This window comes from Mesorhizobium sp. ISC15 (genome assembly GCF_037162615.1).
Lineage (GTDB): Bacteria > Pseudomonadota > Alphaproteobacteria > Rhizobiales > Rhizobiaceae > Mesorhizobium > Mesorhizobium mediterraneum.
Window position 1 is genome coordinate 4,464,802 of the sequence record NZ_JAVSPX010000001.1, and the last position, 23,115, is coordinate 4,487,916.

25 protein-coding genes are annotated in these 23,115 nt (G+C 61.7%); 9 read left to right on the forward strand and 16 right to left on the reverse strand.

The window, feature by feature from the left end; translation table 11 throughout:
- Positions 1–82: 82 nt before the first annotated feature.
- Entirely contained in the window at positions 83–412 is a 330-nt protein-coding gene (locus RPG13_RS21500; protein WP_128285620.1) for a phasin family protein, read from the reverse strand.
- Positions 413–743: 331 nt separating this feature from the next.
- Here RPG13_RS21500 and RPG13_RS21505 point away from each other — a divergent pair, with 331 nt between their 5' ends.
- Positions 744–2,120 carry a D-alanyl-D-alanine carboxypeptidase gene (locus RPG13_RS21505; RefSeq protein WP_337125960.1) on the forward strand — a complete coding sequence of 459 codons (1,377 nt, stop codon included), beginning with the start codon at positions 744–746 and terminating at the stop codon, positions 2,118–2,120.
- Positions 2,121–2,166: 46 nt separating this feature from the next.
- On the opposite strand, the gene RPG13_RS21510 is transcribed toward RPG13_RS21505, so the two are convergent.
- The 4 genes from RPG13_RS21510 to RPG13_RS21525 form a co-directional block, all read right to left on the reverse strand.
- Positions 2,167–2,868 carry a DnaJ domain-containing protein gene (locus RPG13_RS21510; RefSeq protein ID WP_206437517.1) on the reverse strand — a complete coding sequence of 234 codons (702 nt, stop codon included), beginning with the start codon at positions 2,866–2,868 and terminating at the stop codon, positions 2,167–2,169.
- A complete protein-coding gene (locus RPG13_RS21515) occupies positions 2,865–3,596 on the reverse strand; it encodes a hypothetical protein (protein WP_095485268.1) in 732 nt (243 codons plus the stop codon). The genes RPG13_RS21510 and RPG13_RS21515 overlap by 4 nt, the downstream gene beginning before the upstream one ends.
- Before the next feature lie 88 nt (positions 3,597–3,684).
- Entirely contained in the window at positions 3,685–4,122 is a 438-nt protein-coding gene (locus tag RPG13_RS21520) for a DUF1489 family protein (RefSeq protein WP_095485269.1), read from the reverse strand.
- 84 nt (positions 4,123–4,206) lie between these two features.
- The gene (locus RPG13_RS21525) at positions 4,207–5,610 is read right to left on the reverse strand and encodes an L-serine ammonia-lyase (RefSeq protein ID WP_095485562.1); all 1,404 of its coding nucleotides are present in this window, start codon (positions 5,608–5,610) and stop codon (positions 4,207–4,209) included.
- 161 nt (positions 5,611–5,771) lie between these two features.
- On the opposite strand from RPG13_RS21525, the gene RPG13_RS21530 reads away from it, so the two are divergent.
- Positions 5,772–6,527, forward strand: coding sequence for a DUF599 domain-containing protein (locus RPG13_RS21530; protein ID WP_095485270.1), 756 nt, complete (start codon positions 5,772–5,774; stop codon positions 6,525–6,527).
- Here RPG13_RS21530 and RPG13_RS21535 read toward each other — a convergent pair.
- From RPG13_RS21535 to RPG13_RS21560, 6 genes are all read right to left on the reverse strand, one after another.
- Complete coding sequence (locus tag RPG13_RS21535) at positions 6,464–7,267, reverse strand: YdcF family protein (protein WP_292217941.1); 804 nt, start codon at positions 7,265–7,267, stop codon at positions 6,464–6,466. The genes RPG13_RS21530 and RPG13_RS21535 overlap by 64 nt on opposite strands.
- Positions 7,268–7,481: 214 nt before the next feature.
- Positions 7,482–9,047, reverse strand: coding sequence for an amidase (locus RPG13_RS21540; protein ID WP_337125961.1), 1,566 nt, complete (start codon positions 9,045–9,047; stop codon positions 7,482–7,484).
- A complete protein-coding gene (locus RPG13_RS21545) occupies positions 9,047–9,505 on the reverse strand; it encodes a GNAT family N-acetyltransferase (protein ID WP_292720542.1) in 459 nt (152 codons plus the stop codon). Before RPG13_RS21545 ends, RPG13_RS21540 begins: the two co-directional genes overlap by 1 nt.
- Before the next feature lie 6 nt (positions 9,506–9,511).
- The gene (gene gatC / locus RPG13_RS21550) at positions 9,512–9,799 is read right to left on the reverse strand and encodes an Asp-tRNA(Asn)/Glu-tRNA(Gln) amidotransferase subunit GatC (protein ID WP_337125962.1); all 288 of its coding nucleotides are present in this window, start codon (positions 9,797–9,799) and stop codon (positions 9,512–9,514) included.
- A 93-nt stretch (positions 9,800–9,892) separates the two neighbouring features.
- Positions 9,893–10,306 carry a hypothetical protein gene (locus RPG13_RS21555; RefSeq protein WP_337125963.1) on the reverse strand — a complete coding sequence of 138 codons (414 nt, stop codon included), beginning with the start codon at positions 10,304–10,306 and terminating at the stop codon, positions 9,893–9,895.
- Between the two features lie 38 nt (positions 10,307–10,344).
- Positions 10,345–11,052: a metal-dependent hydrolase gene (locus RPG13_RS21560; protein WP_126106467.1), complete on the reverse strand. Its 708-nt coding sequence runs from the start codon at positions 11,050–11,052 to the stop codon at positions 10,345–10,347.
- A 100-nt stretch (positions 11,053–11,152) separates the two neighbouring features.
- On the opposite strand from RPG13_RS21560, the gene ruvX reads away from it, so the two are divergent.
- Positions 11,153–11,638 carry a Holliday junction resolvase RuvX gene (ruvX, locus tag RPG13_RS21565; RefSeq protein WP_095485277.1) on the forward strand — a complete coding sequence of 162 codons (486 nt, stop codon included), beginning with the start codon at positions 11,153–11,155 and terminating at the stop codon, positions 11,636–11,638.
- Here ruvX and RPG13_RS21570 read toward each other — a convergent pair.
- The 3 genes from RPG13_RS21570 to RPG13_RS21580 form a co-directional block, all read right to left on the reverse strand.
- Positions 11,605–11,916, reverse strand: coding sequence for a DUF6105 family protein (locus RPG13_RS21570; RefSeq protein WP_077384057.1), 312 nt, complete (start codon positions 11,914–11,916; stop codon positions 11,605–11,607). The two genes, ruvX and RPG13_RS21570, sit on opposite strands and share 34 nt — an antisense overlap.
- Positions 11,916–12,494, reverse strand: coding sequence for a hypothetical protein (locus tag RPG13_RS21575; RefSeq protein WP_292502723.1), 579 nt, complete (start codon positions 12,492–12,494; stop codon positions 11,916–11,918). Before RPG13_RS21575 ends, RPG13_RS21570 begins: the two co-directional genes overlap by 1 nt.
- Before the next feature lie 127 nt (positions 12,495–12,621).
- Positions 12,622–14,250, reverse strand: a complete 1,629-nt coding sequence (locus tag RPG13_RS21580) for a DNA alkylation response protein (protein WP_292502722.1) — start codon at positions 14,248–14,250, stop codon at positions 12,622–12,624.
- 177 nt (positions 14,251–14,427) lie between these two features.
- Between RPG13_RS21580 and RPG13_RS21585 the strand changes: the two genes are divergently transcribed.
- From RPG13_RS21585 to RPG13_RS21605, 5 genes are all read left to right on the forward strand, one after another.
- Positions 14,428–15,387 (forward strand): aspartate carbamoyltransferase catalytic subunit, encoded by a 960-nt coding sequence (locus tag RPG13_RS21585; protein ID WP_095485279.1) that lies wholly within the window; start codon positions 14,428–14,430, stop codon positions 15,385–15,387.
- Positions 15,387–16,673 (forward strand): dihydroorotase, encoded by a 1,287-nt coding sequence (locus tag RPG13_RS21590; RefSeq protein ID WP_337125964.1) that lies wholly within the window; start codon positions 15,387–15,389, stop codon positions 16,671–16,673. The genes RPG13_RS21585 and RPG13_RS21590 overlap by 1 nt, the downstream gene beginning before the upstream one ends.
- A 172-nt stretch (positions 16,674–16,845) precedes the next feature.
- Positions 16,846–17,433 (forward strand): glycerol-3-phosphate 1-O-acyltransferase PlsY, encoded by a 588-nt coding sequence (plsY, locus tag RPG13_RS21595; RefSeq protein WP_292217963.1) that lies wholly within the window; start codon positions 16,846–16,848, stop codon positions 17,431–17,433.
- Positions 17,430–18,554: a DNA-processing protein DprA gene (gene dprA / locus RPG13_RS21600; RefSeq protein WP_337125965.1), complete on the forward strand. Its 1,125-nt coding sequence runs from the start codon at positions 17,430–17,432 to the stop codon at positions 18,552–18,554. The genes plsY and dprA overlap by 4 nt, the downstream gene beginning before the upstream one ends.
- 308 nt (positions 18,555–18,862) lie before the next feature.
- Positions 18,863–19,870 carry an acyltransferase family protein gene (locus RPG13_RS21605; protein WP_337125966.1) on the forward strand — a complete coding sequence of 336 codons (1,008 nt, stop codon included), beginning with the start codon at positions 18,863–18,865 and terminating at the stop codon, positions 19,868–19,870.
- Between the two features lie 181 nt (positions 19,871–20,051).
- Here RPG13_RS21605 and RPG13_RS21610 read toward each other — a convergent pair whose 3' ends face one another.
- Positions 20,052–20,750 (reverse strand): Stf0 family sulfotransferase, encoded by a 699-nt coding sequence (locus RPG13_RS21610; protein WP_337125967.1) that lies wholly within the window; start codon positions 20,748–20,750, stop codon positions 20,052–20,054.
- 2 nt (positions 20,751–20,752) lie between these two features.
- On the reverse strand, positions 20,753–22,108 hold the full coding sequence (locus RPG13_RS21615) for a glycosyltransferase (protein WP_337125968.1): 1,356 nt from the start codon (positions 22,106–22,108) through the stop codon (positions 20,753–20,755).
- Positions 22,109–22,329: 221 nt separating this feature from the next.
- On the opposite strand from RPG13_RS21615, the gene RPG13_RS21620 reads away from it, so the two are divergent.
- Positions 22,330–23,091, forward strand: coding sequence for a hypothetical protein (locus tag RPG13_RS21620; RefSeq protein WP_337125969.1), 762 nt, complete (start codon positions 22,330–22,332; stop codon positions 23,089–23,091).
- The last annotated feature ends 24 nt before the right edge of the window (positions 23,092–23,115 follow it).

Sequence of the window (23,115 nt, forward strand, 5' to 3'; positions counted from 1 at the left end):
TGACATGAAAAAACCCGGCCGCGCGTTCGCGACCGGGTCTGTCTTGCAGGCCCGAGGGCCGTCTTCACATTCTATAGCGAGATTATTTCGCTTTTGCGACGATTGATTCGAACGGCTTGTAGGCTTCTTTGGCGAGCTCGGCATAGAGATCGCCGATCTTCGTCGCTTCGGTGACGAAGGATTCGTAGGACTGCTTGGCAAAATCAGACTGGATCTCGATCGCCTTCTCCAGCGACTTGGCCGACAAAAGTTTCTCAGCTGCGGCACTGCCGGCTTCGAAGCTCTTCTTGGTATACTCGCCCGCCTCGGTGGCGATGGCCTGCGCACCCTTGGAAAGGGATGCGAAGCTCTTCAAACCGGTGTCGGCAAATTCCTTGCCGTATTTGCTGAAATCTTCATAGGTCTGGCTCATTTCACGCTCCCTTGAGGGTTGCCCTTGAACGGCGGACGCGCCCTGTCCGGGCCGCGTTGTGCAATGCAAGTAATGTATTGTGCAATGCACAAAAAGTCAATGTTCGCGGAGTGCGACGCCAGCACGCCGGCCCGGCACATCGAGCCCGGTCACTGGCCCAGGCACTAGCGGTGGCTAAAATTCGAATAAAGAGAAGCTCAAACCCGAAGAAAATGGTGAACGCGGCGGTTACCATAAACGGATTGGTAACGCTGACCGCGATAGCTTGGCTGGAAGTGAGGCAGGAACCTTTGCCGCCTCCAGAGCAACAAAAAATCCAAAGGAACCATCGGTGCGTCAGGCGTTGTCGGGCATTCTCTCCAAATCCTCTTTGAAAACGATCATGATCCTCGCTTTGGCGATGACATTCGTCGTCGCCGACGCTGCTTCGTCCATGGCGGCGAGGTCGGCGGCCATTGTCATCGACGCCAAGACCGGCAAGGTGCTTTATTCTTCGAATGCCGATGGTCGGCGCTATCCCGCCTCGCTCACCAAGATGATGACGCTTTACCTGGCCTTCGAGGCCATGGCGAAGGGCAAGATCAGCAAGAACTCCCGGGTCGTCTTCTCGGCCAATGCTGCTGCCGAACCGCCGACGAAACTCGGCGTCAGGCCGGGCGGCGCGATCACGGTCGAGACCGCGATCCTGTCGATGGTGACCAAGTCGGCAAACGACTCGGCAACGGCGCTCGGCGAGCTTCTCGGCGGCAACGAAGCCAATTTCGCCCACATGATGACAGCCAAGGCGCGTGCACTGGGCATGAAGGGGACCGTTTTCCGCAACGCCCACGGCTTGCCAAATCCCGGTCAATTCACGACCGCGCGCGACATGGCGGTGCTCGGCATTGCGCTACGGGAGCACTTTCCCCAGTACTACGGCTATTTCGCGCAACGTTCCTTTCTCTACGGCCGCAAGCGCATCAACGGCCATAACCGCCTGCTTGGGCGCATCAAGGGCGTCGACGGCATCAAGACGGGTTACACCCGCGCCTCCGGCTACAATCTCGTCTCCTCGGTCGACGACGGCGATCGCCGCATCGTCGCGGTGATCATAGGCGGGAAATCCGGCGGCAGCCGCGACAACCAGATGGCCGAATTGATCAACACCTACATGCCGAAGGCGTCGTCGCGCGGCAGCGGCATGCTGATCGCCAAGGCAGGCGGCGGCAATCCGATCACCGCGCTGGCAAAAGTGTTCCTGCCCAAGCGCGATGCGCCGACGCCGGACAGCAGGCCGGACGACGACGTCATTGCCTCCCTTGTTGAGGAAAGCGAGCCGGTCGTCGAAGAAACCACCCCCGTCGTTGAGACCAGGAAGGTCAAGACAGTGGCCGTGGCCACGGCGGACGATGTGGCGACCGCACGGGTCGCAGCAGCCTACGCCGAACCCGCGGCGGTCGACCCCGTCAACACGGCATCGGTGCCGTCCGGCTGGGCAGTCCAGGTCGCCTCTTCGCCAAAACAGTCCGAAGCTCAGGCTCTCCTGGACGAGACTAGCAAGCAGGCGCCTTCGATCCTCGCCGATGCCACAGGTTTCACCGTCGCCTTCGAAAAGGACGGCGTCACCTACTACCGCGCCCGGTTCGGCTTTGGTTCGAAGACTGCCGCCTGGAAAGCCTGCAACGCCCTGAAGAAAAAGAAAATCGAGTGCTACGCCGTCCAGCAGTAGACGGCGTCGAAAACATCTCCCGGAAAAATTCTGCGTCGAAGGAGAACTAGTTGTGATTGGAGAGCAAGACGTCCTTGGCTTCATTGATCCGCGCCGCCAGAAAAGACGTGCCGCCGATATCGGGGTGCAGGCGCTGCATCAGGCGGCGGTGCGCCTTGCGGACATCCGCCGCGGCGGCCCCCGCTTCAAGACCAAGGATCTTGTAGGCCTCCTCCTTAGTCATGGCGCCCGAACCTGGCGAAACACCCAGCCCTTCGCCACCATTCGCCTCCGCGTCTTTGCGCCAGATGGGAAATCTGCCGTCAAGATACGTCTCTAGCAGCTGGCGGCTCTCCGGGTCGCCGGGGAGTTCGCGATAAAGCTGCTGCAATTCCGCAAGGCTCATGGTGCCGAGCATCTTGCCTTCATGCCGGCCGGCAAGCACCAGCCCCTCCAGACTGCCGGTATCGTGATCAAGCTCCATCTCAAGTGCCGCGGTACGCACCGTCGAATGCTTGCCCGGCTCCAGTTTCGCCGTCGGCCGCTTCATCCGCATGGAGCCATACCAGGCGAGCGCCGCCGACAGGATCAAGCCGCCGATGCCTTCGCGTCCGACCAGGAGCACGGCGACGCCGATCAGCGCCAACAGGACGGGCCCAAGCGTCCTCATTCCGCTGGCGAGTTTGGCAGGGTCGGCGCGGAGAAAGACCGTGACCACGCCGAGCAGCACCAAAAGCAACGCCACGAATGCGATAATCGCGCCCATCATTTCCTGCCGCCCCGCAGATGCTCGATCATCAGCCGGTCTTCCGCCCTGCCCCTGGCCTCGAGTGCCTTCAGCCCGCCGGTCGCAAACACGGCGACCGCCGAGAGCAGGCTGGCCAAGGTTGCGCCAGCCCGTCGATCAAATCGGAACCAAGCTCCTTTGGACAGCCGCGCAATTTCCTTGAACGCCTTTTCTGCGCCGGAATCATGGCCCTCCTGAAAGACGAAGACAGGAACGCCGTGCAGGCCCAGGCTGCCGGCCTTTTCCGCCAGATCGTCTATATTTTCTTCCATCGCATCGCCGATATAGACCAACGCGTTGACCTTGGCCGCAGCAGTCTGTTTCAGCGTATGGGCGAGGACCTTGCCGATCTGGGTGTGTCCGCTGCGGCAATCGATCCTCGTCATCAACTGTTTCAGCGCCTCCGTATCGCTGACGAATGCGGATGAGCGGCACTCGCCAAGGCCCCGAAAATAGACCAGTTGAACCTTGAGCGCTCCGGCCTTGCCGACCGCGTCGAACATCTCGCCCTGCAGCGCACAGGCGAGATCCCAGGTCGGCTGACGGCTCATCGTCGCGTCGAGTGACAGAATGAGCCTGCCAGAACCGGTCGCGGATGCTGCGAGCGTTTTTGCCTGACGGATAAAGGCGTCGATCTCGCCGGTGCTCGATTGGGGCTCGACCGGCGCAGGATTGGCCTTGGCGGGCACGGGCTGCTTCTTGTCGCTCATGACATTCAAGATGTGGCGTTGTCGCACAGCTTGCAAGCCCAGATGAGGCGACCTGGAGGGCCAGCGGCAGCTTTGAATTTGGGCCTTCCTAGAGAAGGCCGAGATCGGCAAGCTCGCGCCTGAGTTTCGGCGGCATCTCGACCAGCCCCGCTTTGCCCTTACCGAGATCGGCCGGTGCGTCCGACGGTTTCAGGTAGCGCCAGCCTTGAAAGGCCCGGCGCGGCTGCCAGTCGGTGCGCACGACCACAGGATCGAGCATCAGGTGACAGCGGCCAATGCCGTCATCATCGGTGAAAGGGCGGATTTCGGTGATCAACTGGCGGCACTGCACATTGCCCTTGATCACCCAGTAGAGGGAACCGCCATCGGTGACCTCGGCGCCGCGCGTCGGCATCATGCGTGTGGTGTGGTAATGCTCGGCCGGCTCGCCGGCGCGCCGCCGTTCGTCGAGGCGGAAGGCGATCCACTCTTCGAGATCTTCGACGCTGTCGCAGCCGACACAGAGCTTTATGATATTGAGAGACATGGATTAAGGTTTAGTCCTGCGCGCGAAGGCGTCAACGGCCTGGTCGACTTTCTCCACAGTGCCAATCCATGGTGCAAGGTTGGCTCAGCACTCCACGATATTGACGGCCAGTCCGCCGAGGCTGGTTTCCTTGTATTTCTCGTTCATGTCGAGGCCGGTCTGGCGCATGGTCTCGATCGCGGCATCAAGCGGCACGAAATGAACGCCGTCGCCCTTGATGGCCAGCGACGCGGCAGTCACCGCCTTGACGGCACCGAGCGCATTGCGCTCGATGCAAGGCACCTGCACCAGTCCGCCAACCGGATCGCAGGTCATGCCGAGATGATGTTCGAGCGCGATCTCGGCGGCGTTCTCGACCTGCTCCGGCGTGCCGCCCATGACGGCGCACAGCCCCGCCGCCGCCATCGCCGAGGCCGAACCGACCTCGCCCTGGCAGCCGACTTCGGCGCCTGAGATCGAAGCGTTGGTCTTGATGATGCCGCCGATCGCCGCCGCGGTCAGCAGGAAATCGCGGATACTTGGTTGGTCGGCCTCGGGATGGAAATGCAGCCAGTAGCGCAGCACCGCGGGCAGCGTGCCTGCAGCACCATTGGTCGGCGCGGTGACGACGCGCCCGCCGGCGGCGTTCTCCTCGTTCACCGCCATGGCATAGATCGACAGCCAGTCATTCGCGAGCAGCGGGTTGGGCCGGTTCTGCCGCCACTGCTCTTGCAGCTTGTCATGCAATTGCCGCGCGCGTCGGCGCACCTTCAGTCCGCCCGGCATGATGCCGTCCTGCGACAGGCCGCGTTCGATGCAGCTCTTCATGGCGCTCCAGATGCCGTCAAGACCGGCGTCGAGCTCCTCGCGCGACATCTGCGTCTCTTCGTTGACGCGCTTCATGTCGGCGATGGAAAGGCCGCTTTTCGCCGCCATCGACAGCATCTCGACGGCATTCTTGAAGGGGTATGGAACCTTCTTGCCTTCCGTCGTCACCGAGCCCTTCGCCTTCATACGCTGCAGCTCCTCCTCCGAAACCACGAAGCCGCCGCCGATCGAATAATAGATACGCTTGAGCAGCAGCCGGTCGTCGGCATCATAGGCGGAGAAAGCCATGCCGTTGGCATGGCCGGAAAGCGGCGTCTTGCGATCCAGCACCAGATCCGTTGCCGGGTCGAAGCGGTAGGAGGGATGGCCGGGCGGTGAAATCCGCTTCTCGGCAGCGATGCTGGCGACGATTCCATCCGCCTGATCGGGGTCCACCGTCTGGGGCGTCTGGCCGGCAAGGCCGAGCACGACGGCACGGTCGGAACCATGGCCGATGCCGGTATAGGCGAGCGAGCCGTGCAGGCTGGCGGCGATGCGGTCGACCCGGGCGCCGGCCGGGCGCGGCCAGTCATCTCCCGCGATCTCGTCGAGGAAACGCCGCGCAGCCGTCATCGGTCCCATCGTGTGCGAACTCGATGGTCCAATACCGATCTTGAACAGGTCGAAAACCGAAAGGAACACGCGCCGCTCTCTCCTATTGGAATTTACATATAGGAATTCCTGTGATGTTTCCGCTCTTTCGAAGATCGCGGCGCTGCACCTGCCGACCTTGTTTGCTCCGGCAGCGACATCGTTGCGTTCCGCCATCGAAGCGGCACCACCGCTTGTGGTAAAAGGGTCGCATGGGCGATTCCTTCCATTTGTCGACGGCAGACCTCGTGGCGCTGGCCTTCTTCCTTTTCGTATGGGTGCTGCATACGCTCGCCTCCGACGGAAAGCTGGTCAGCCGCATGTCGCTGACGACGGCGATGAACGTGCAGCGTGAAGCCTGGATGCGGACCATGGCCGAACGCGAGATTCGCATTGTCGACACCGCCATCATGGCAGGTCTTCAACAGGGAACCGCCTTTTTCGCCTCCAGCTCGCTGATTGCGATCGGCGGCTGTTTCGCCCTGCTCGGTGCCTCCGATCAGGTTGTTTCGGTGCTGAGCAACCTGCCGCTCGGCGCGACATCATCCCGCTCCGCCTTTCAGATGAAGGTGTTCGGATTGGTGCTGATCCTGGCCTATTCCTTCTTCAAGTTCGGCTGGGCCTACCGGCTGTTCAACTACTGCTCGATTCTGATCGGCGCGGTGCCGATCCCGCATGGCGAAGCCTCACGCAACCCGGTCAGCGAGACGGCGGTATGGCGGGCGGCGCGCATGAACATGCTGGCCGGAAAACACTTCAATTCCGGCATGCGCGGTGTGTTCTTCTCGATCGGCTATCTCGGCTGGTTCGTCGATCCAAGGGTGTTCGTGCTGTCGACGCTGTTGTTGCTGGCGGTTCTGGTACGTCGCCAGTTCTTCTCGGCGGCGCGGCAAGCCGTGATCGGTCAGCCGCCCGAGCCGACACCCGGTCCGGGGAAAAGCCGATCGATGCGGCCCGACAGCCAATAGGTGACGAGCCCTATCCATTCACGGACCGCCGTGGTGGTGACCTCCAACCCGTTGTAAGGGGGAAGCGTGGCTATGTTTTCCTTACCGGAGGTCATGTAGTCGACCGGCCACGCAACGGTCGGAAAACCTGCTTTGTCGAACAGCGCCGTGGCCCGCGGCATGTGGAAGGCAGAGGTCACCAGCAGCCAGGTCTCGCCCGGTTTCGGCGTCACCAATTCCCTGGTGAAGATTGCGTTCTCGTAGGTGTTGCGGGATTTGTTCTCGAGGACCAGCCGATCGGCCGTCACGCCAAGCGCAGTGAGCAGGCGCGGGCCTGTGTCCGCATCGCCCTCACCTGCGGTCATCATCTCAACGGTGCCGCCGGAGATGACGATTTTCGCAGTCGGAAAACGCCGTGCCAGTACGGCCGCCTCGACGATCCGGTCGCCAGCGCCATTGATTTCATAGCCGCCACGCACGGCATTGATGGGGCTCTCCAGACCGCCGCCCAGCACAATGATACCATCAACCTTTTCCGGCAGCGGCGGCTTGGGGAAGCGATCTTCCAGCGGACTGATCATTATTGCGCCGAGCTCCGTCCATGTCGAAAGCGCAAGAATGAGAACGGCAAGGACGGTGCCGGCGGTGGTCCATCGTCGCCGTCCGAACATCGCCGCCACCAGCCCCGCCAGCAACAGGAAGATTGCAAAATTCAACGGCTGGACAAAGAACCAGAGCAATTTGGAAAGATAGAAGAACATCCCTCACCCCCACATCGGCCCAAATCGGAATCGATTCTCGGAAAGCACGATGCGCAGATTCAACGTGCTAGAGCGTACTTTGTGCGTCCAAGTGGACGCACGTCGCTCTAATGCATACCGCTCCATAAGCACGTGGCGCTTTTAGAGTAACGACATGCATAAACCAGGACCAAAGCGCCCCGCATCATTCAAATGCGATGCCTAAGGGACGACACTACCACCACTTTTCCGGCTGGAACGTACCCGCCGCCTGTTCGATGACGTGGGCGGTCTGGAACAAGGTTTCCTCATCGAAGGGCCGGCCGATGAGCTGCAGGCCGAGCGGCAGGCCCTTGGCGTCAAGCCCTGCGGGCACGGCGATGCCCGGCAGTCCGGCCATGTTCACCGTCACCGTAAAGATGTCATTGAGGTACATTTTGACTGGGTCGGCGGCCATGTCCTCGTCGGCGATGCCAAAAGCCGCCGACGGCGTCGCCGGCGTCAGGATGACGTCGACGCCCGCCGCGAATGCATTTTCGAAATCCCGCTTGATGAGGTTCCGCACCTTCTGCGCCTGCAGATAGTAGGCATCGTAGTAGCCGGCGGAGAGCACATAAGTGCCGATCATGATGCGGCGCTTGACCTCGCGGCCGAAGCCGGCGGCGCGGGTCCTCTCGTACATGTCGACGATGTCCTTGCCCGGCACCCGCAACCCGTAGCGGACGCCGTCATAGCGGGCGAGGTTCGACGAGGCTTCGGCAGGCGCAACGATGTAATAGGCCGGCAGCGCATATTTCGTATGCGGGAGCGAAATGTCGACGATCTCGGCGCCGGCATCTTTCAGCCAGGCAATACCCTTCTGCCACAGCGCCTCGATCTCCTCGGGCATGCCGTCGACGCGGTATTCCCTGGGGATGCCGATGTTCATGCCCTTGATCGGCTTGCCGATCGCCGCCTCGTAATCCGGCACCGGCCGGTCGACCGAGGTGGTGTCCTTCGGATCGACCGAGGCCATGGATTTCAAGAGGATCGCGGCATCACGCACATCGCGGGCGATCGGTCCGGCCTGGTCGAGCGACGAAGCGAAGGCGACGATGCCCCAGCGCGAGCAGCGGCCGTAGGTCGGCTTGATGCCGACCGTGCCGGTGAAGGCGGCGGGCTGGCGGATCGAGCCGCCGGTGTCCGTGGCCGTGGCGCCGGCACATAGAAACGCGGAGACAGCCGAGGCCGAGCCGCCTGACGAACCGCCCGGCACCAGCTGGGCGTTGTCCAGCGTGCGCGCGGTCCTGGTGCCGCCGGCCGAGACGAAACCGCCATCGCCCTGATGCGTGGTCGGCATCACCACCGTATCGAGCCGCGAACGCCGCCACGGATTGACCACGGGGCCGTAATAGGAGGTCTCGTTGGACGAGCCCATGGCGAACTCGTCCATGTTGAGCTTGCCGAGCATCACGGCGCCGTCGGCCCACAGATTGGCGGTGACGGTCGATTCGTAGTGCGGCTTGAACCCATCCAGCACATGGCTGCAGGCCTGGGTGTGAATGCCTTCGGTGCCGAACAGGTCCTTGATCCCGAGCGGAATGCCTTCGAGCGACCCGCCCTCGCCCTTCGCCAGCTTCGCGTCCGAGGCCTTGGCCATGTCGCGCGCCTTGTCGTCGGTGACCACGACATAGGCGTTGAGCGCCGGATTGGCCCGCTCGATCGCCGACAGGTAAGCTTCGGTGATCTCGGCTGCGGTGATTTCCTTGGCGCGCAGCTTGGCGCGGGCTTGCGAAATCGTGAGTTGCGTCAGGTCGCTCATCAGGCAAGGCTCTTTTCGTAAAACACCGACCACTCGGTATCGGGATAGTCCAGCACCGGGCCGCAGCGCGAAAATCCGGCGCGTTCATAAACGGTCCACGCAGCCGGATGGCGATCGCCTGTCTCCAGCACCAGACGCTTCAATCCTTCATTGCGCGCCAGCGCCTCGACCCGCCCGACGATCTTGGCGCCGATCTTCTGTCCACGATGCGAAGGCCGCGTGTACATGCGCTTGACCTCGCCGATGGTGCCATCGTGGCGCTTGAGCGCGCCGCACCCGATGGCAAGGCCGTTGTCACGGGCGATGAAGACAGTCGTGTCGTTGTCGGCCATCTGCTCGACGGTCATGTGGTAACAGTGCTCCGGCGGTGTCAGTTCGAGCAGCGTGGCGTTGAGTTCCTCGACCAACCCGCGCACATCGTCCTGCAGCGGCGTCTCGATGGCGATCTCGATTGCCATCTGCCGCTACTCCACGACCTTCGGCACCAGGAAGAAATTCTCTTCGGTCGCCGGCGCGTTGGCGACAATGTCGGCCGCCTTGCTGCCGTCGGCGACGACGTCCTGGCGCTTCTTCATCTCCATCGGGGTCACCGAAGTCATCGGCTCGACGCCGGACATGTCGACCTCGTTCAGCTGCTCGACAAAGCCCAGAATGGCATTCAACTCACCGGTCATGCGCTCGGCATCCTCCTCGCTCACCGCAATGCGGGCGAGACGCGCGACGCGCTTCACAGTCTGAAGATCAACGGACATATTTGTTTGTGCCTCAGGAAAACCAGTCCGCGCTATAGCGGCGCGGCGCGTGCCGCGCAACATGCATCGTGCCGAGAACCGGGCCAGTAAGGTCTATGGCAGGGCCACACCGTCGCAGAGGAAATAGCTGCCGCTGTTGCTGCCCCCCTCGCTTTCGTCGTCCGCGGGTCGGACCGAAACCAGATCGATCTGCTTCGCGTTCATTTGCGTTACGGAGAGAACGTCCGGAAAGACGTGGCCGGGCTCCTGGCATATGGCTGTCACCGCCCAGCTCGGCGAGAGCGTCGCCTTGGTGATCTGAAGGAACTCGCAATCGTATTCGACGCTTTGCAGGCCACGCGCCGAGAGCACAATGTTGCCGGCGTCGATCAGCGACTGCAGTGTGTCCTTCCTGGCCTGCGCACAAAGATCCTCGGACTGGAGATAGACGCCTTCAATGAAGTCCTCCGCGGCGGACGCTGGGGAAGCCACAGAAATAGAAATGAAAAGAAAGCCCCTCAAAACCATGTTTTCACTCCATTTTGGCGCCTTATACCTAGCGTCTTCTACAAGCTAATCGTCTCGCCGATCTTCGGCAATGCCACTTTCACGTCCGATCCATCCATCCCTGCTACGAACTTTTCGGCGGTCTGGTCGATGATCGGGAACGTGCCGAAGTGACTGGGGATGACAGTCTCGAACTGAAAGAAGCGCCGGCAGGCAAGGGCTGCTACCGCGCCACCCATGGTAAAGCGATCGCCGACCGGCACGATACCGATCTTCGGCTCGTGCAATTCATTGATCAGTGCCATGTCGGAAAAGATGTCGGTGTCGCCCATATGATAGAGCGTCTTATCTTCCGGGAAATGCAGAACGAGCCCGCCCGGATTGCCGAGGTAGGTGTTCTGGCCATTGTCGCCCGGAAACGAGGATGAATGGAGCGCCTGGACGAAGGTGGTGGTGAAACCGCCGCAATCCACGGTGCCGCCGATATTGCCGGGATTGATCTTCTTGTCGCTGGCGCCCTGGCCGACCAGATACATGCAAACCTCGAAATTGGCGACCAGCATGGCGCCGCTTTTCCCAAGCACTTCCAGCGCACCGCTGATGTGGTCGCTATGGCCGTGGGTCAAAAGGACATGCGTGACCCCTTCCGCCGGTCCTTCCCAGCCGCCCGTCCATGACGGATTGCCGACCAGATAGGGATCGATGAGGATTTTCGCGTCGGCGGTTTCGACGCAAAATGCGGAATGTCCGTACCAGGTCAGTTTCATGAATGCTTTCCTCGATTTTTGCTTCGGCAAAGGATAGAACGCCGGCACTAAAATTAAAGTCCCACAGCGTCCTTTGCGACGTGTAATCCAAGGAAAGCCGTTGAGCATCATCACCATCGAAGAGTTGCCGGCGCGGCTCAGCGGCGGCAAGACGCTGGCCGGGCTCGACCTCGGCGACAAGACCATTGGCGTGGCGGTTTCCGACCGGGGCTTTGCCTTCGCCCATCCGCGCCCCGTCATCATGCGCAGGAAATTCTCGCTGGATGCAGCTGTGCTGCTCGCCTTGCTGCAGAAAGAGAATGTCGGCGCCGTGGTGCTCGGCCTGCCGATCAACATGGACGGGTCAGAAGGTCCGCGTGCCCAGAAATCCCGCGCCTTCGCCCGCAACATGGCTGGTATGACTGACCTGCCCTTCGTTTTATGGGACGAGCGACTGTCGACGGTGGCGGCTGAGCGGACATTGATCGAGATGGATTTTTCGCGCCGCAAACGCGCCGGCAAGATCGATTCGGCCGCGGCAGCGTTTATCCTGCAGGGCGTTCTCGACCGGCTTCAGGCGCTCGGCGTCGATGCCTGGTCGAAATAACGGTCGCGCATTATCCTGATCCAGCCACCGATCACCCGGCGGCGGCGAAACGCCCAAAACGCCATCAGCAGCAGACTGTCGAGGATGCAGGCCTTTGCCACCATGCCGGGAATGAGCGCCGGATCAATGCCAAGCATTTCCCCATAGAGCTGGAAAACCAGGTCATGCAATTGGCGGCTCAGCATGACATAGCCGAAATTGATGTCGTTGAGCGACAGGAAGAACCAGCCCCAGAACAGAGCGAGCGGTGCCGCCCATAGCGCGAACAAGGTGCGCATCAGCGGCCATCCCTCAAGTTCGTGTCCGGCCTCAAGTTTGTGTCCGGCCGGCCGGAAATGCGCGAAAGCGCCGAGTTGTGCGCCGCCGCCTTCGCCATCACATGCGCTGCGGCACGGATTTCGCCGGTGCCCGGATCCGCTGCGGCAAAAGCCGACCGCCGCTCTGCGAGCATGGCGACATAGGAAGCCAGCAATGCCGCCAGCTGCACCGCGACGACCATGAACAGCCCGTTGATGCCTTGCGCGGCGCCGCCGACCACGATCAGCGACAGCACGCCGGAAGCGGAGATGAAGGCGACCCGCACAACGCTGTCGGTGGCGTCCGGATTTGTCGGGACGCTGATTAGAGTCTCGACAAAAGCCCAGCAGAACAGCACCGCGACGACAAGCAGCGCCACGGCAAGCGGCGCCACCACGATGGCATTTTCGAGGTCGACGAAGCGGGTGTCCTGGACGGCAACGCCGAGCACGCCAAGCGCTGCAGCAACACCGCGATTTCCGTCGATGCAGATGAACGCCAGCAGGGCGAAAACGACCGCCCAGTGCAAGGCCAGAAAGGAGCTCAATATGTGCCGCATGGCGTTCCTGCTTCAGTAAACAGGACAGTGGGCTTTGCGGCTTGCGACCGCAATGGAAACCATTTGTTAAGGTTAACGGCTTTCCACAGAGCGGCGATCGACGAGGAAAATCCGTCCCGAAGCCTTCTCAGGTGACCGGCGGATAGAGCGTGTCGATGATCATGCGCGCGTCATGGCGCGAATCGAGCATGCCATAGGTGTTGCGCCACTGGCCGGCGAGGCGCGTCTCGACGAAGGCGTCGGCGATCCGCCCTGCCCCCAGCCTGCGAAGCTCCGCCGCTGCCGCCGACAGTGCCAGTTGTTCGGTGAGCAGACGAGCCGAGCCCTCATCGGTTGCCGCGACCTGCATTGCCGCCTTGAGCACACCGACGGTGCCGCGTCCGCCGGCGCCGAGATCGCGATCGATGCCGGCAAGCACGTCCTCGAACAGGCCGGGTGCGCGCCCCAGCACGCGCAGCACGTCGAGCGCCATGACGTTGCCGGATCCCTCCCAGATCGCGTTGACCGGAGCTTCACGATAGTAGCGGGCAAGTGGTCCCTCCTCGACATAGCCGTTACCGCCGAGGCACTCCATCGCCTCGTAGAGCAGCGGCGGCGCGATCTTGCAGACCCAGTATTTGACGACCGGCGTCATGGCGCGCGCGAAGGCCGCCTCGCCACGATCACCGGCCGCCTCGTCGAAGGAGCGCGCCAGCCTGAACGACAGCGCGGTGGCGGCGGCGACGTCGAGCGCCATGTCGGCCAGCACGCGCTGCATCAGCGGTTGCTCGATCAGATTGGTTCCAAACACCTGGCGGTGACGGGCGTGGTGGACGGCCTCGGCCAGCCCGGCACGCATGATCGCCGACGAGGCGATCGCGCAGTCGAGCCGCGTCAGCGTCACCATGTCCATGATCGTCTTCACGCCCGCCCCAGGCTCGCCGATCATCTCGCCGATGGCGTTGACGAACTCCACTTCCGACGAGGCGTTGGAGCGGTTGCCGAGCTTGTCCTTCAGCCGCTGGAAGCGAAAGCCATTGCCCGAACCATCGCCGAGAATGCGGGGAACGAGAAAGCACGAAAGCCCTTCCGGCGCCTGTCCAAGCACCAGGAATGCGTCCGACATCGGCGCCGACATGAACCATTTGTGGCCAGTCAGCCGATAGAAGCCGCTGCCGGCGCGCTCGGCCCGGGTGACGTTGGCGCGGACGTCGGTGCCGCCTTGCTTCTCGGTCATGCCCATGCCGAGCGTCAGCCCGGCCTTTTCGACCGGCGGCTTCTGGCTCTGATCGTATTTGCGTGTCGTCACGCGCGGCGCCCATTCGCGAAACAGCTTCGGGCTTGCCATCAGCGCTGCCAGCGATGCGCTGGTCATGGTGATGGGACAGAGATGCCCGGTTTCGAGCTCGGCCGTCAGGTAGAAACGGGCGGCGCGCACCTGATGACGGCGGCCGATCTCGGCATCGCCATTTTCCCAGACCGACGAATGCAGCCCGTTCGCCACCGACCGGCGCATCAGCGCATGATAGGCAGGATGGAACTCGACCAGGTCGATGCGTCGGCCCTGGCGGTCATGGGTCCTGAGCTTCGGCGTCTCGACATTGGCGAGGCGGGCCAGCTCCTGCGCCTCCTGCGTCAGAACGAAACGGCCGAGCCCATCGAGATCCTTGCGCACCGGATCGGAAAAACGCTCGGCAAGCTGGATCAGCAACGGATCGCCCCGCCAGGCGTTACCGCCTGCCAGCGGCGGTGGCTGGTTCGTCACGTCGTCGGTCACGCCCAATCCTTCTATCGGCAGAAAGGCCTTATCATCACAAGGCCACGAATCCGAAGCCATCAGCTAGATATAGCCCAAGCCGCGCAACGCGCGCGACGAAAATACCGGGGAGAAAGGCCCCAATCCAAAGCTGGTGCTTGCAGCCAAAGGTCCTCCACCCTATAGCAGCGCCTTGAGATGACTGACGCTTCGTCCCTGCCGCTCTATCCCCACCGCCATCTTCTGGGCATCCGCGATCTTTCCCCCGCCGACATCGAGCTTTTGCTGGACCGGGCGGACCGAGCGGTCGCGATCTCGCGGCAATCGGAGAAGAAGACCTCGACGCTGCGCGGCCGCACCCAGATCAACCTTTTCTACGAAGCGTCGACCCGCACGCAATCGTCGTTCGAGCTGGCGGGAAAACGGCTCGGCGCCGACGTCATGAACATGTCGGTGGCCAGTTCTTCGGTGAAGAAGGGCGAGACGTTGATCGACACGGCGATGACGCTGAATGCCATGCGCCCCGACATATTGATCATCCGCCACCAGTCGGCCGGTGCTGCGGCGCTGCTGGCGCAGAAAGTCGGCTGCTCGGTGATCAATGCCGGCGACGGCGCCCATGAGCATCCGACGCAGGCGCTGCTCGACGCGCTGACCATCCGCCGCGCCAGGGGTCCGCTGTCGAAGCTGATCGTGGCGATCTGCGGCGACATCCTGCATTCGCGCGTGGCGCGCTCCAACATCATGCTGCTCAACGCGCTCGGTGCCCAGGTCCGCGTCGTGGCACCGTCGACGCTTCTGCCCGCCGGCATCGAGAAAATGGGCGTGATCGTCACCCGTTCGATGGCCGAAGGGCTCAAGGATGCGGATGTGGTGATGATGCTGCGCCTGCAGCGCGAGCGGATGGAAGGCGCCTTCGTGCCTTCGGTGCGGGAATATTTCCGCTATTTCGGCCTCGATGCCGAGAAGCTGAAGGCGGCCAAGGACGGCGCTCTGGTCATGCATCCCGGCCCGATGAACCGCGGCGTCGAGATCGCCTCGGAAATCGCTGACGGTCCGCAGAGCGTCATCCAGGAACAGGTGGAAATGGGCGTTGCCGTGCGCATGGCGGTGATGGAAGCGCTGCTCGATCCTCGCCGCAATCGCGAGGTTGCATGATGAGCACGACGGTCTTCAGCCGGGCTCGCATCGTCGATCCGTCGCGCGGCATCGATGAGGTCGGCACGGTCATTGTCGAGGGCCGCAAGATCGTCGCTGCCGGCAAGGCGGCCTTGAACCAGGCCGCTCCGCAGGATGCTGCCGTCATCGACTGCGCCGGCAAGGCTGTTATCCCCGGCCTGATCGATGCGCGCGTCTTCATCGGCGAGCCCGGCGGCGAACACCGCGAAACCATCGCCTCGGCCAGCGTGGCGGCGGCAGCCGGCGGCGTCACTTCCATCGTCATGATGCCCGACACCGACCCGGTGATCGACAATGTCGCGCTGGTCGAATTCGTGCTGCGCACCGCCAAGGATACGGCGATCGTCAACATCTTTCCGGCGGCGGCGATCACCAAGGGCCTCGAAGGCCGCGAGATGACTGAATTCGGCCTGCTGCGCGAGGCCGGCGCGGTCGCCTTCACCGACGGACGGCACACCATATCAAGCGCGCTGGTGATGCGCCGCGCGCTGACTTACGCGCGCGATTTCGGCGGCGTGATCGCCCATGAAACCCAAGACGCCGACCTCGCTTCGTCCGGCGTCATGAATGAAGGCCTCTATGCCAGCTGGCTCGGCCTTGCCGGCATCCCGCGCGAGGCCGAGTCCATTCCGCTGGAGCGCGATCTGGCGTTGGCGCGGCTGACCGGCGGCGCCTATCACGCGGCCAAGATTTCGACGGCGATGGCGGCAAACGCGGTAACGCGGGCGAAAGCCGACGGCGCGAATGTCACATCAGGCGTCTCAATCCACAACCTGTCGCTCAACGAGAACGATGTCGGCGAATACCGCACCTTCTTCCGGCTGACGCCGCCGCTGCGCGCCGAGGAAGACCGGCTGGCGATGATCGAGGCGGTCAAGGATGGCACGATCGATCTAATCGTCTCCTCGCATGACCCGCAGGACGTCGACACCAAGCGCCTGCCCTTCGCCGATGCCGCAGCCGGCGCCATCGGGCTGGAGACGCTGCTAGGCGCGGCGCTGCGGCTCTATCACAATGGCGACGTGACGCTGCTCAGATTGGTCGAGACGTTGTCCACCGCACCGGCAAGATTGTTCGGCCTGCCCGGCGGTACGCTGAAACCTGGCGCGGTCGCAGATCTTGCGCTGGTCGATCTCGACGAACCGTGGATCGTCAGCGAAAGCGGCATCCGTTCGCGCTCGAAAAACACCTGTTTCGAAGGCGCGCGGCTGCAGGGCAAGGTCTTGCAAACGATGGTGGCGGGCCGCACAGTGTTTTCAGCCTAGGAAGTGTCGATATTCAGGTGATGCCGGCCTGCGAACGGTGGTTTCCTGTGCTTCCGGTACTCACGTACCCAAAAGTACGCTGCGTTCCGGTTCTCGGAAACCACCATTCTCGGCTCGGCCTGACCTGAATCTCAACACTCCCTAAAGCCGGCAGTTGGAGTTCGGGGGAACAATGGCTTACGACATCGTCTTGGCGCTGGTGTTCGGCTATCTGCTCGGCTCGATCCCGTTTGGGCTTCTGATCACCCGCGCCGCCGGCCTTGGTGACGTCCGCAACATCGGCTCCGGTAATATCGGCGCTACCAATGTGCTGCGCACCGGCAATAAGGGCCTGGCCGCCGCCACGCTGCTGCTCGACGCGCTGAAAGGCACGGCGGCCGTGCTGATCGCCGGTCGCTATGCGCCGGAGCTCGGCCCTTGGGCCGGCCTCGGCGCCTTCCTCGGTCATCTCTTTCCGGTCTGGCTCGGCTTCAAGGGCGGCAAGGGTGTCGCCACCTATCTCGGCGTGCTGATCGGTCTTGCTTGGCAAGTGGCGCTGATCTTCGCCGTCGTCTGGCTGGCCGTTGCCTTCCTGTTCCGTTTCTCCTCGCTGGCGGCGCTGACGGCAGCAGTCGTCGTGCCGATCGCGCTCTATGTCGTCAGCACGCCGCAGATTGCCGGGCTGTTCGCGCTGATGAGCCTGATCGTCATCATAAAACACCGGGCCAACATTGCCCGGCTGCTGGCCGGCACCGAGGGCAAGATCGGGACCAAGGGATGAACCAGCGCGCCGCCGGGCCGCGGCTCAGCGACCGGCAGCGGTTGAGCTGGCTTCGTTTGATCCGCACGCCGAATGTCGGCCCAGCCACGTTTCGCGACCTGATCAACCGCTTCGGCTCGGCCGAGACGGCGCTTGAGATGCTACCCGAGCTGATGATTTCGGGCGGCGCCAGAAAGATCGTCCGCATCCCTCCGATTGCCGAGGCCGAGGCGGAACTGGAGACAGCACGGCGGGCCGGCGCCCGCTTCGTCGGCATCGGCGAGGCCGACTACCCGCCGCTGATGAAAAGCATGGACCATCCGCCGCCGCTGCTCGCGGTCAAGGGCGAAGGCGCGGTGTTCCGGCTGCCGGCAATCGCCATCGTCGGCGCCCGCAACGCCTCGCTGGCCGGCATCAAGATGGCGCGGACGCTCGCCGCCGAACTCGGCCGCGACGGCTACGGCATCGTCTCCGGCCTGGCGCGCGGCATCGACACGGCAGCACATCAGGGCAGCCTTGCGACCGGCACGATCGGTGTGCTTGCCGGCGGCCTCGACCTGCCCTACCCGCCCGAGAATGCCGGCTTGTGTGAGGAGATTGCCGCGCGCGGCGGCGCCATCATTTCGGAAATGCCGTTCGGCTGGCAGCCGCGTGCCCAAGATTTTCCGCGCCGCAACCGCCTTGTCGCCGGCGCAGCATTGGGGCTGGTCGTGGTCGAGGCGGCGCAACGCTCCGGCTCGCTGATCAGCGCCCGGCTTGCCGGCGAGATGGGCCGGCTGGTCTTCGCCGTCCCCGGCTCGCCGCTCGATCCGCGCGCCGCCGGCACCAACGCTCTGCTCAAGGACGGCGCCACCCTGGTCACCGAGGCATCGGACGTTACCAGTGCGATCGCGCCGCTGGTCGGCGCACCGGCACCAAGGACGGCGCCGCTTGGGGAGCCGCCCGACTTTTCGGCAACGCCACCGCCCGGCGAGGACGACCGCGCCCGCGTCATCGAAGCCCTCGGCCCGACGCCGGTGGCGATCGACGAGATCATCCGCCACACCGGCCTGCATCCCGCCCAGGTTTTCATGGTGCTGCTGGAACTCGACCTTGCCGGCCGGCTGGAGCGCCACGCCGGCGGCAATGTCTCGCTGGTGTGATCGAGGTTTTCCGGATGACTCGCCGCACTTTTTTTGTGGGAACCTGCCCCGATGCTGGCCCCATCCGGCTACTGCCGGTCGCGTTTGTCGCGGCAGATCAATCTTTACCTGCAAATCCCGGTCGCCGCCTTCGAACGAAACAGATCCTGTGCCTTGCCCTTTGCCATGCCGAAAACCTCCTATGGTTGCCGGCAGGATAGACGTCGGGCACAATCGTCAATTGGGCAGGGTGCGGAAATTGCGGTTTGACTGTCTGGCGCTGCCAGCGCTTATCGTGCCCCCAAAAGGGCATCGGGGGGCTCAAGAAAATGCGACTTGACAGCATTCAGGTGGGACGCGGAGCCGCGGCGCTCTTGGTTGTTCTGCTGCATTCGGAACTCGCCGTCACCAAATATTTCGGCGCGCCTATCACTAATGGCGCGCTGCTCTTTGGCAAGGCAGGGGTCGACTTCTTTTTCGTCCTGTCAGGGTTCATCATTTGGTGGGTGCACAGCCGCGACATCGGGAACAAGCCCAGACTCGCAAGCTATGCGATGAAGCGTTCGCGCAGAATCTATCCGACCTATTGGGTGGCTCTGGCCTGTGTGATTGCGATTTTTGCTGTGATGCCGGAAGCGGGAAATGGCCGCGAATTGGAGTTACCGTCTGTGCTCCGCGCGATCTTGTTATTTCCCAATCCAGACGGGCAGATACTCGGCGTCGCGTGGACACTTTGCTACGAGATGCTTTTCTACATCCTGTTCGGCATCTTGATATTCGCGCCGATAACGGGGATCGTTTTAATGGCTGGCTGGCTGTTGTGCGCCATGGCCTTTCCCGACGCGAACTCCTTCATTTTCGCGCCATATCCTGCTCATTTCGCCATGGGTATGGCGGCCGCGTTCCTATCGAGGGGCTTAAACCTTCGCCCTGGCGTCGCTATCGCGGCGGCTGGAGTGTGCCTCTTTGCTGCTTGTGCCGTTGCCGAACAGCATCTCGGCGAGGTCGCCCGCCATTTGTGCTACGCCGTCTCCAGCATGGTGATCATTGTCGGTCTTTGTAGCATGGATCTGAAATCGCCAACTTCATGGCCAAAGCCATTGCTGCTGTTGGGCGCGGCGTCCTACTCCTTGTACCTGGTTCACTATCCAACGCTCGTCGGAGCCAACAAGCTGCTCTCAAAGGTGTACCCAGAACTTCCTCCGTCGATCGCGCTCATTTGCGCGATCGCTGTGGCGACTGGAGCCGGGATTACTTTCCATCTCGTAGTTGAGCGATCAATCAGCGAGTTCCTACAGCGTCGAGACTCGCGAATGGCACAGGCGGCGCCCGGTTAGGCTGCTAGGGGCGGCATGTTCTTGAAGACATGCGCGGCGTGGACCACCGCGCCCCCTGCCACGGTCACATCACAGGCGGTGTCCACAAAGGCGGCGTTGCCTTCAAGTGCCATGATGATCTTCGTTCGGTTACACCTGCGATGGTGATCGCATAGCCGACCGCGAGGCCGCATGCAGGGGTCTATACAATGTCCAGGATATTTGGGTTGCCGCGCTCAATCCTGAAACGATCGGCCCATTCGAGACTAATTGAATCTCGCTGTTTCTGGATCGCGACCTTGCTGGAATCCGGACTGCGTTGCAGCTTCACGCCCATCATATCGGCGACTTGGCGGACTGCGTCCATTGGGTTCTCCACTATCAACTCGTATTCGAGCCTTAGAGGGTCAACCCCCGTTCGGGCAAAGAACATCTCCCAACGCGCCCTTTCCCGGACCAGCGCATCAAGTTGCCTCTGAATCAATTCGGCATCGAAAGCGGCCGTTTGACCCGCCGGTTGGGTCGATCGGTACTGACCGGTCTGGAGCGCTTTCGCCCAGGATATCGCCTGACCAAGAAGGTCTCGCCTTGAAAGATAGATAAACCGAAGACTCGGAAGGGCGTCGCACCAGTCTATTTCTCTTGAAATCCAATCATACTGGTGAGCGAATATTTTCAGACCATAGATACGGTTGGGAGTGGCGCCCATGGTCAGAATTTTCTTAACCTGCCCAACGACATCTTCAGGGAAGTTTGGATCGTCGAAGTATCGACGACCCCTCCAATTGAAATATTCGAGCGGGTGCCCAAGCATGCCGGTGCTGCTTAGATTCTGGCACAGAAAATTGCTGCCAGATCTTGGTGAGGTACAAATTGAGTAGCCGCGAGCGCCGTTAGACATCTTCAAACTCGCCGACGCGCTTTGAGAGTCATCTTTCGGACGAACAGAGGGACCAAGCCGTTGTATAGCCGTTTTAGCTCGCTTGCAAAATCCGAAAGGAGTGTCAGCTCGTGGTCAATTCGAAGCAACATGGTCTGATTGCTTTCGGCCGCACCAATGAGAGAAGAGGACGCGTCGGAGACCAGATGAATTTGGGCCGTGTCAAGTTTGATCGAATTGACCTGTTCGCCAAGGTCCATCAACGACGTGACATTGTTCTCCAGGTTCTCCAGGGCTTTTGTATTTGATCTCAGCAGGGCGAGCTGCACGGCCTGCTCAGGCGAATCTGGCCAGCCATGCATCTCTTTGACGATGTGGAACCATCTGCGAAGCGGATGTGAAACGCCGATTTCTTCGATCCAGGATGCAGTGGCGAGTGATCGTTCGTCGGCGGTCGTGCCCGCATTCGTCTGCATAGCCAGATTGTAGATACGAAGATGCTCTTCGATGAAGTATGCAGCGCCCGCCACCTTGCGAAAGTAAGCGGAAACCTCTGCGGCGTCGCCAGCATCGAACTTCGAGATCGCCTCGATCAGATTTTCGACCGTAATCGGCTTCGCCAGAAGGCCTACGCCAAGGTTCATTCGCCGCCACGCCTCCATGTTTCCGGTGTTGAGCAAGCCGGCGAAACCGCGTGCGTCGCAGACCACAACAGAACATCCCACGGCTGCAGCTTCGATGGCCATGCGGGCTGTTGCAAAGACGATATCGTATTCGAGCAAGTCTTTTTCGAGTTGATGTGAATACCGGCCTGTGGCAGGCCCCAACTCATCCAGTCGAATGTCGCTTTTCGCGCAGGCTTCACGCACCGCCTGCTGGTGTTCGAAATTCTTGGTCAGCAGCAGACCCCTCGCCGGCCTCGATGGTAGCGGCAGGCGCTGCTTGAAACGTTGAAGGTCAACCGCGTTGAAGATGAGGTCTAATTTGTCTGCCGGCACGCCCCGCGACAAGCATTTTGCCTTGCATGCTTCGTCGACCGCGATCCAGTGGCGTATCTGAGGATGAAGCATTGGGGCTTCAACCTCGAAGAAAGCGCTGTGGCAGGAAAATACGGCTGGCACATCTGGAAACCTCGCCAGCGCGGTCAGGCACGGCGTCAGGTGCTGGGCGTGAATCACGTCAGGTTTTTCGACGATCTCCGCAATTCGGTCCACTATATGATGACCGCGCCTCCGCATTCTGTCGGCCATATCGCCAAGTGTTGGAGCCAGCAGCATCGTTTGATGGCCCGCGCTGCGAAGTCCGTCGGCCAGCAATTCAACAACGGATTCAGAGCCGCTGTTTTGCGACACTGACAGGTTGGTAATGAGAATCCGCAATGGCTGCCTCCTTGCCTGTTCCGCAATGTCTGCAATTGGCGACGAGGATAACAGGTGCTAGGCAGCGTTCTTAGTTTGAAGCCGCTGACCAAACAAGTTTCTGCAAATGACACGGTGCTGCTACCCATGTCGACCTTTGCTGCGACTTTTTTGACGTGAGGTAAGTTCGGCTATAATCGCGAACGCGGCTACATGCCGAAACTTAAATTGGAGCCGTTCCCGTGCCTGAGAAATTGCAACATGTGCTGATCCTCGCGCATCCAGGGCACGAGCTTAGAATTCACCACTGGCTCGAGCTCAAGAAGCCGCGGATTTACCTTTTGACCGATGGTTCAGGCGGACGCCATGCCGCGCGAACCCAATACTCACGCGACGTGGTGGAAGCCGCTGGCGCGACGCCTGGTGCGGTCTTTGGCGATATTCCGGACACCGTTTGGTACGATGCGCTGTTGGCTGGGAACAGCGATTTCTTTGTCGATGTGCTGACGAGAATCAGCATCGATCTGGCAGGTGCGCAGGGCGTTCAGATCGTTTCGGATGCGGTCGACGGCTACAATCCGATGCACGATCTGGCATATGCCTTTGGCAGTGTCCTCAACACGCTCATGAAAACGACGAATGGAGGACGCAAGCAACTTTGCTCAGCGGCGGTCCCCGACGTGGCGGGAGCCGTTGAAGTGGAAGTTCAATTGGACCCAGTTGCTCGCGCCAGAAAGATGGCTGCGGTCAAAGCCTATACGCCGTTAGCAGATGAAGCACGCCAAATACTAGACCGGGATCCGCAGTGTTTCGACAGGGAGCTTCTGATCTCCCAGCATTTTGACTGGCGTACGCCTTGGACGCCAGAATGGGAGCGAATTGGGCAAGAGCGAGTGGCAAACAAGGTTTATGACAAATGCATCACCTACAAGGAAAATGTGCAGCCGGTTGTGCAGCGCCTAGCATCTGAAAGCAGCCGAATTCGTACCCTGGCGGGAACCTAATTAGGCATCTGGCCTATGCGCCCG

Excerpts from the sequence above, each read along its gene's own strand:
- RPG13_RS21500 (WP_128285620.1), bottom strand. The coding sequence starts at position 412 with ATGAGCCAGACCTATGAAGATTTCAGCAAATACGGCAAGGAATTTGCC.
- RPG13_RS21510 (WP_206437517.1), bottom strand. The coding sequence starts at position 2,868 with ATGATGGGCGCGATTATCGCATTCGTGGCGTTGCTTTTGGTGCTGCTC.
- RPG13_RS21515 (WP_095485268.1), bottom strand. The coding sequence starts at position 3,596 with ATGAGCGACAAGAAGCAGCCCGTGCCCGCCAAGGCCAATCCTGCGCCG.
- RPG13_RS21520 (WP_095485269.1), bottom strand. The coding sequence starts at position 4,122 with ATGTCTCTCAATATCATAAAGCTCTGTGTCGGCTGCGACAGCGTCGAA.
- RPG13_RS21530 (WP_095485270.1), top strand. The coding sequence starts at position 5,772 with ATGGGCGATTCCTTCCATTTGTCGACGGCAGACCTCGTGGCGCTGGCC.
- RPG13_RS21535 (WP_292217941.1), bottom strand. The coding sequence starts at position 7,267 with ATGTTCTTCTATCTTTCCAAATTGCTCTGGTTCTTTGTCCAGCCGTTG.
- RPG13_RS21540 (WP_337125961.1), bottom strand. The coding sequence starts at position 9,047 with ATGAGCGACCTGACGCAACTCACGATTTCGCAAGCCCGCGCCAAGCTG.
- RPG13_RS21545 (WP_292720542.1), bottom strand. The coding sequence starts at position 9,505 with ATGGCAATCGAGATCGCCATCGAGACGCCGCTGCAGGACGATGTGCGC.
- gatC (WP_337125962.1), bottom strand. The coding sequence starts at position 9,799 with ATGTCCGTTGATCTTCAGACTGTGAAGCGCGTCGCGCGTCTCGCCCGC.
- RPG13_RS21555 (WP_337125963.1), bottom strand. The coding sequence starts at position 10,306 with ATGGTTTTGAGGGGCTTTCTTTTCATTTCTATTTCTGTGGCTTCCCCA.
- RPG13_RS21560 (WP_126106467.1), bottom strand. The coding sequence starts at position 11,052 with ATGAAACTGACCTGGTACGGACATTCCGCATTTTGCGTCGAAACCGCC.
- RPG13_RS21570 (WP_077384057.1), bottom strand. The coding sequence starts at position 11,916 with ATGCGCACCTTGTTCGCGCTATGGGCGGCACCGCTCGCTCTGTTCTGG.
- RPG13_RS21575 (WP_292502723.1), bottom strand. The coding sequence starts at position 12,494 with ATGCGGCACATATTGAGCTCCTTTCTGGCCTTGCACTGGGCGGTCGTT.
- RPG13_RS21585 (WP_095485279.1), top strand. The coding sequence starts at position 14,428 with ATGACTGACGCTTCGTCCCTGCCGCTCTATCCCCACCGCCATCTTCTG.
- RPG13_RS21590 (WP_337125964.1), top strand. The coding sequence starts at position 15,387 with ATGAGCACGACGGTCTTCAGCCGGGCTCGCATCGTCGATCCGTCGCGC.
- plsY (WP_292217963.1), top strand. The coding sequence starts at position 16,846 with ATGGCTTACGACATCGTCTTGGCGCTGGTGTTCGGCTATCTGCTCGGC.
- dprA (WP_337125965.1), top strand. The coding sequence starts at position 17,430 with ATGAACCAGCGCGCCGCCGGGCCGCGGCTCAGCGACCGGCAGCGGTTG.
- RPG13_RS21605 (WP_337125966.1), top strand. The coding sequence starts at position 18,863 with ATGCGACTTGACAGCATTCAGGTGGGACGCGGAGCCGCGGCGCTCTTG.
- RPG13_RS21610 (WP_337125967.1), bottom strand. The coding sequence starts at position 20,750 with ATGTCTAACGGCGCTCGCGGCTACTCAATTTGTACCTCACCAAGATCT.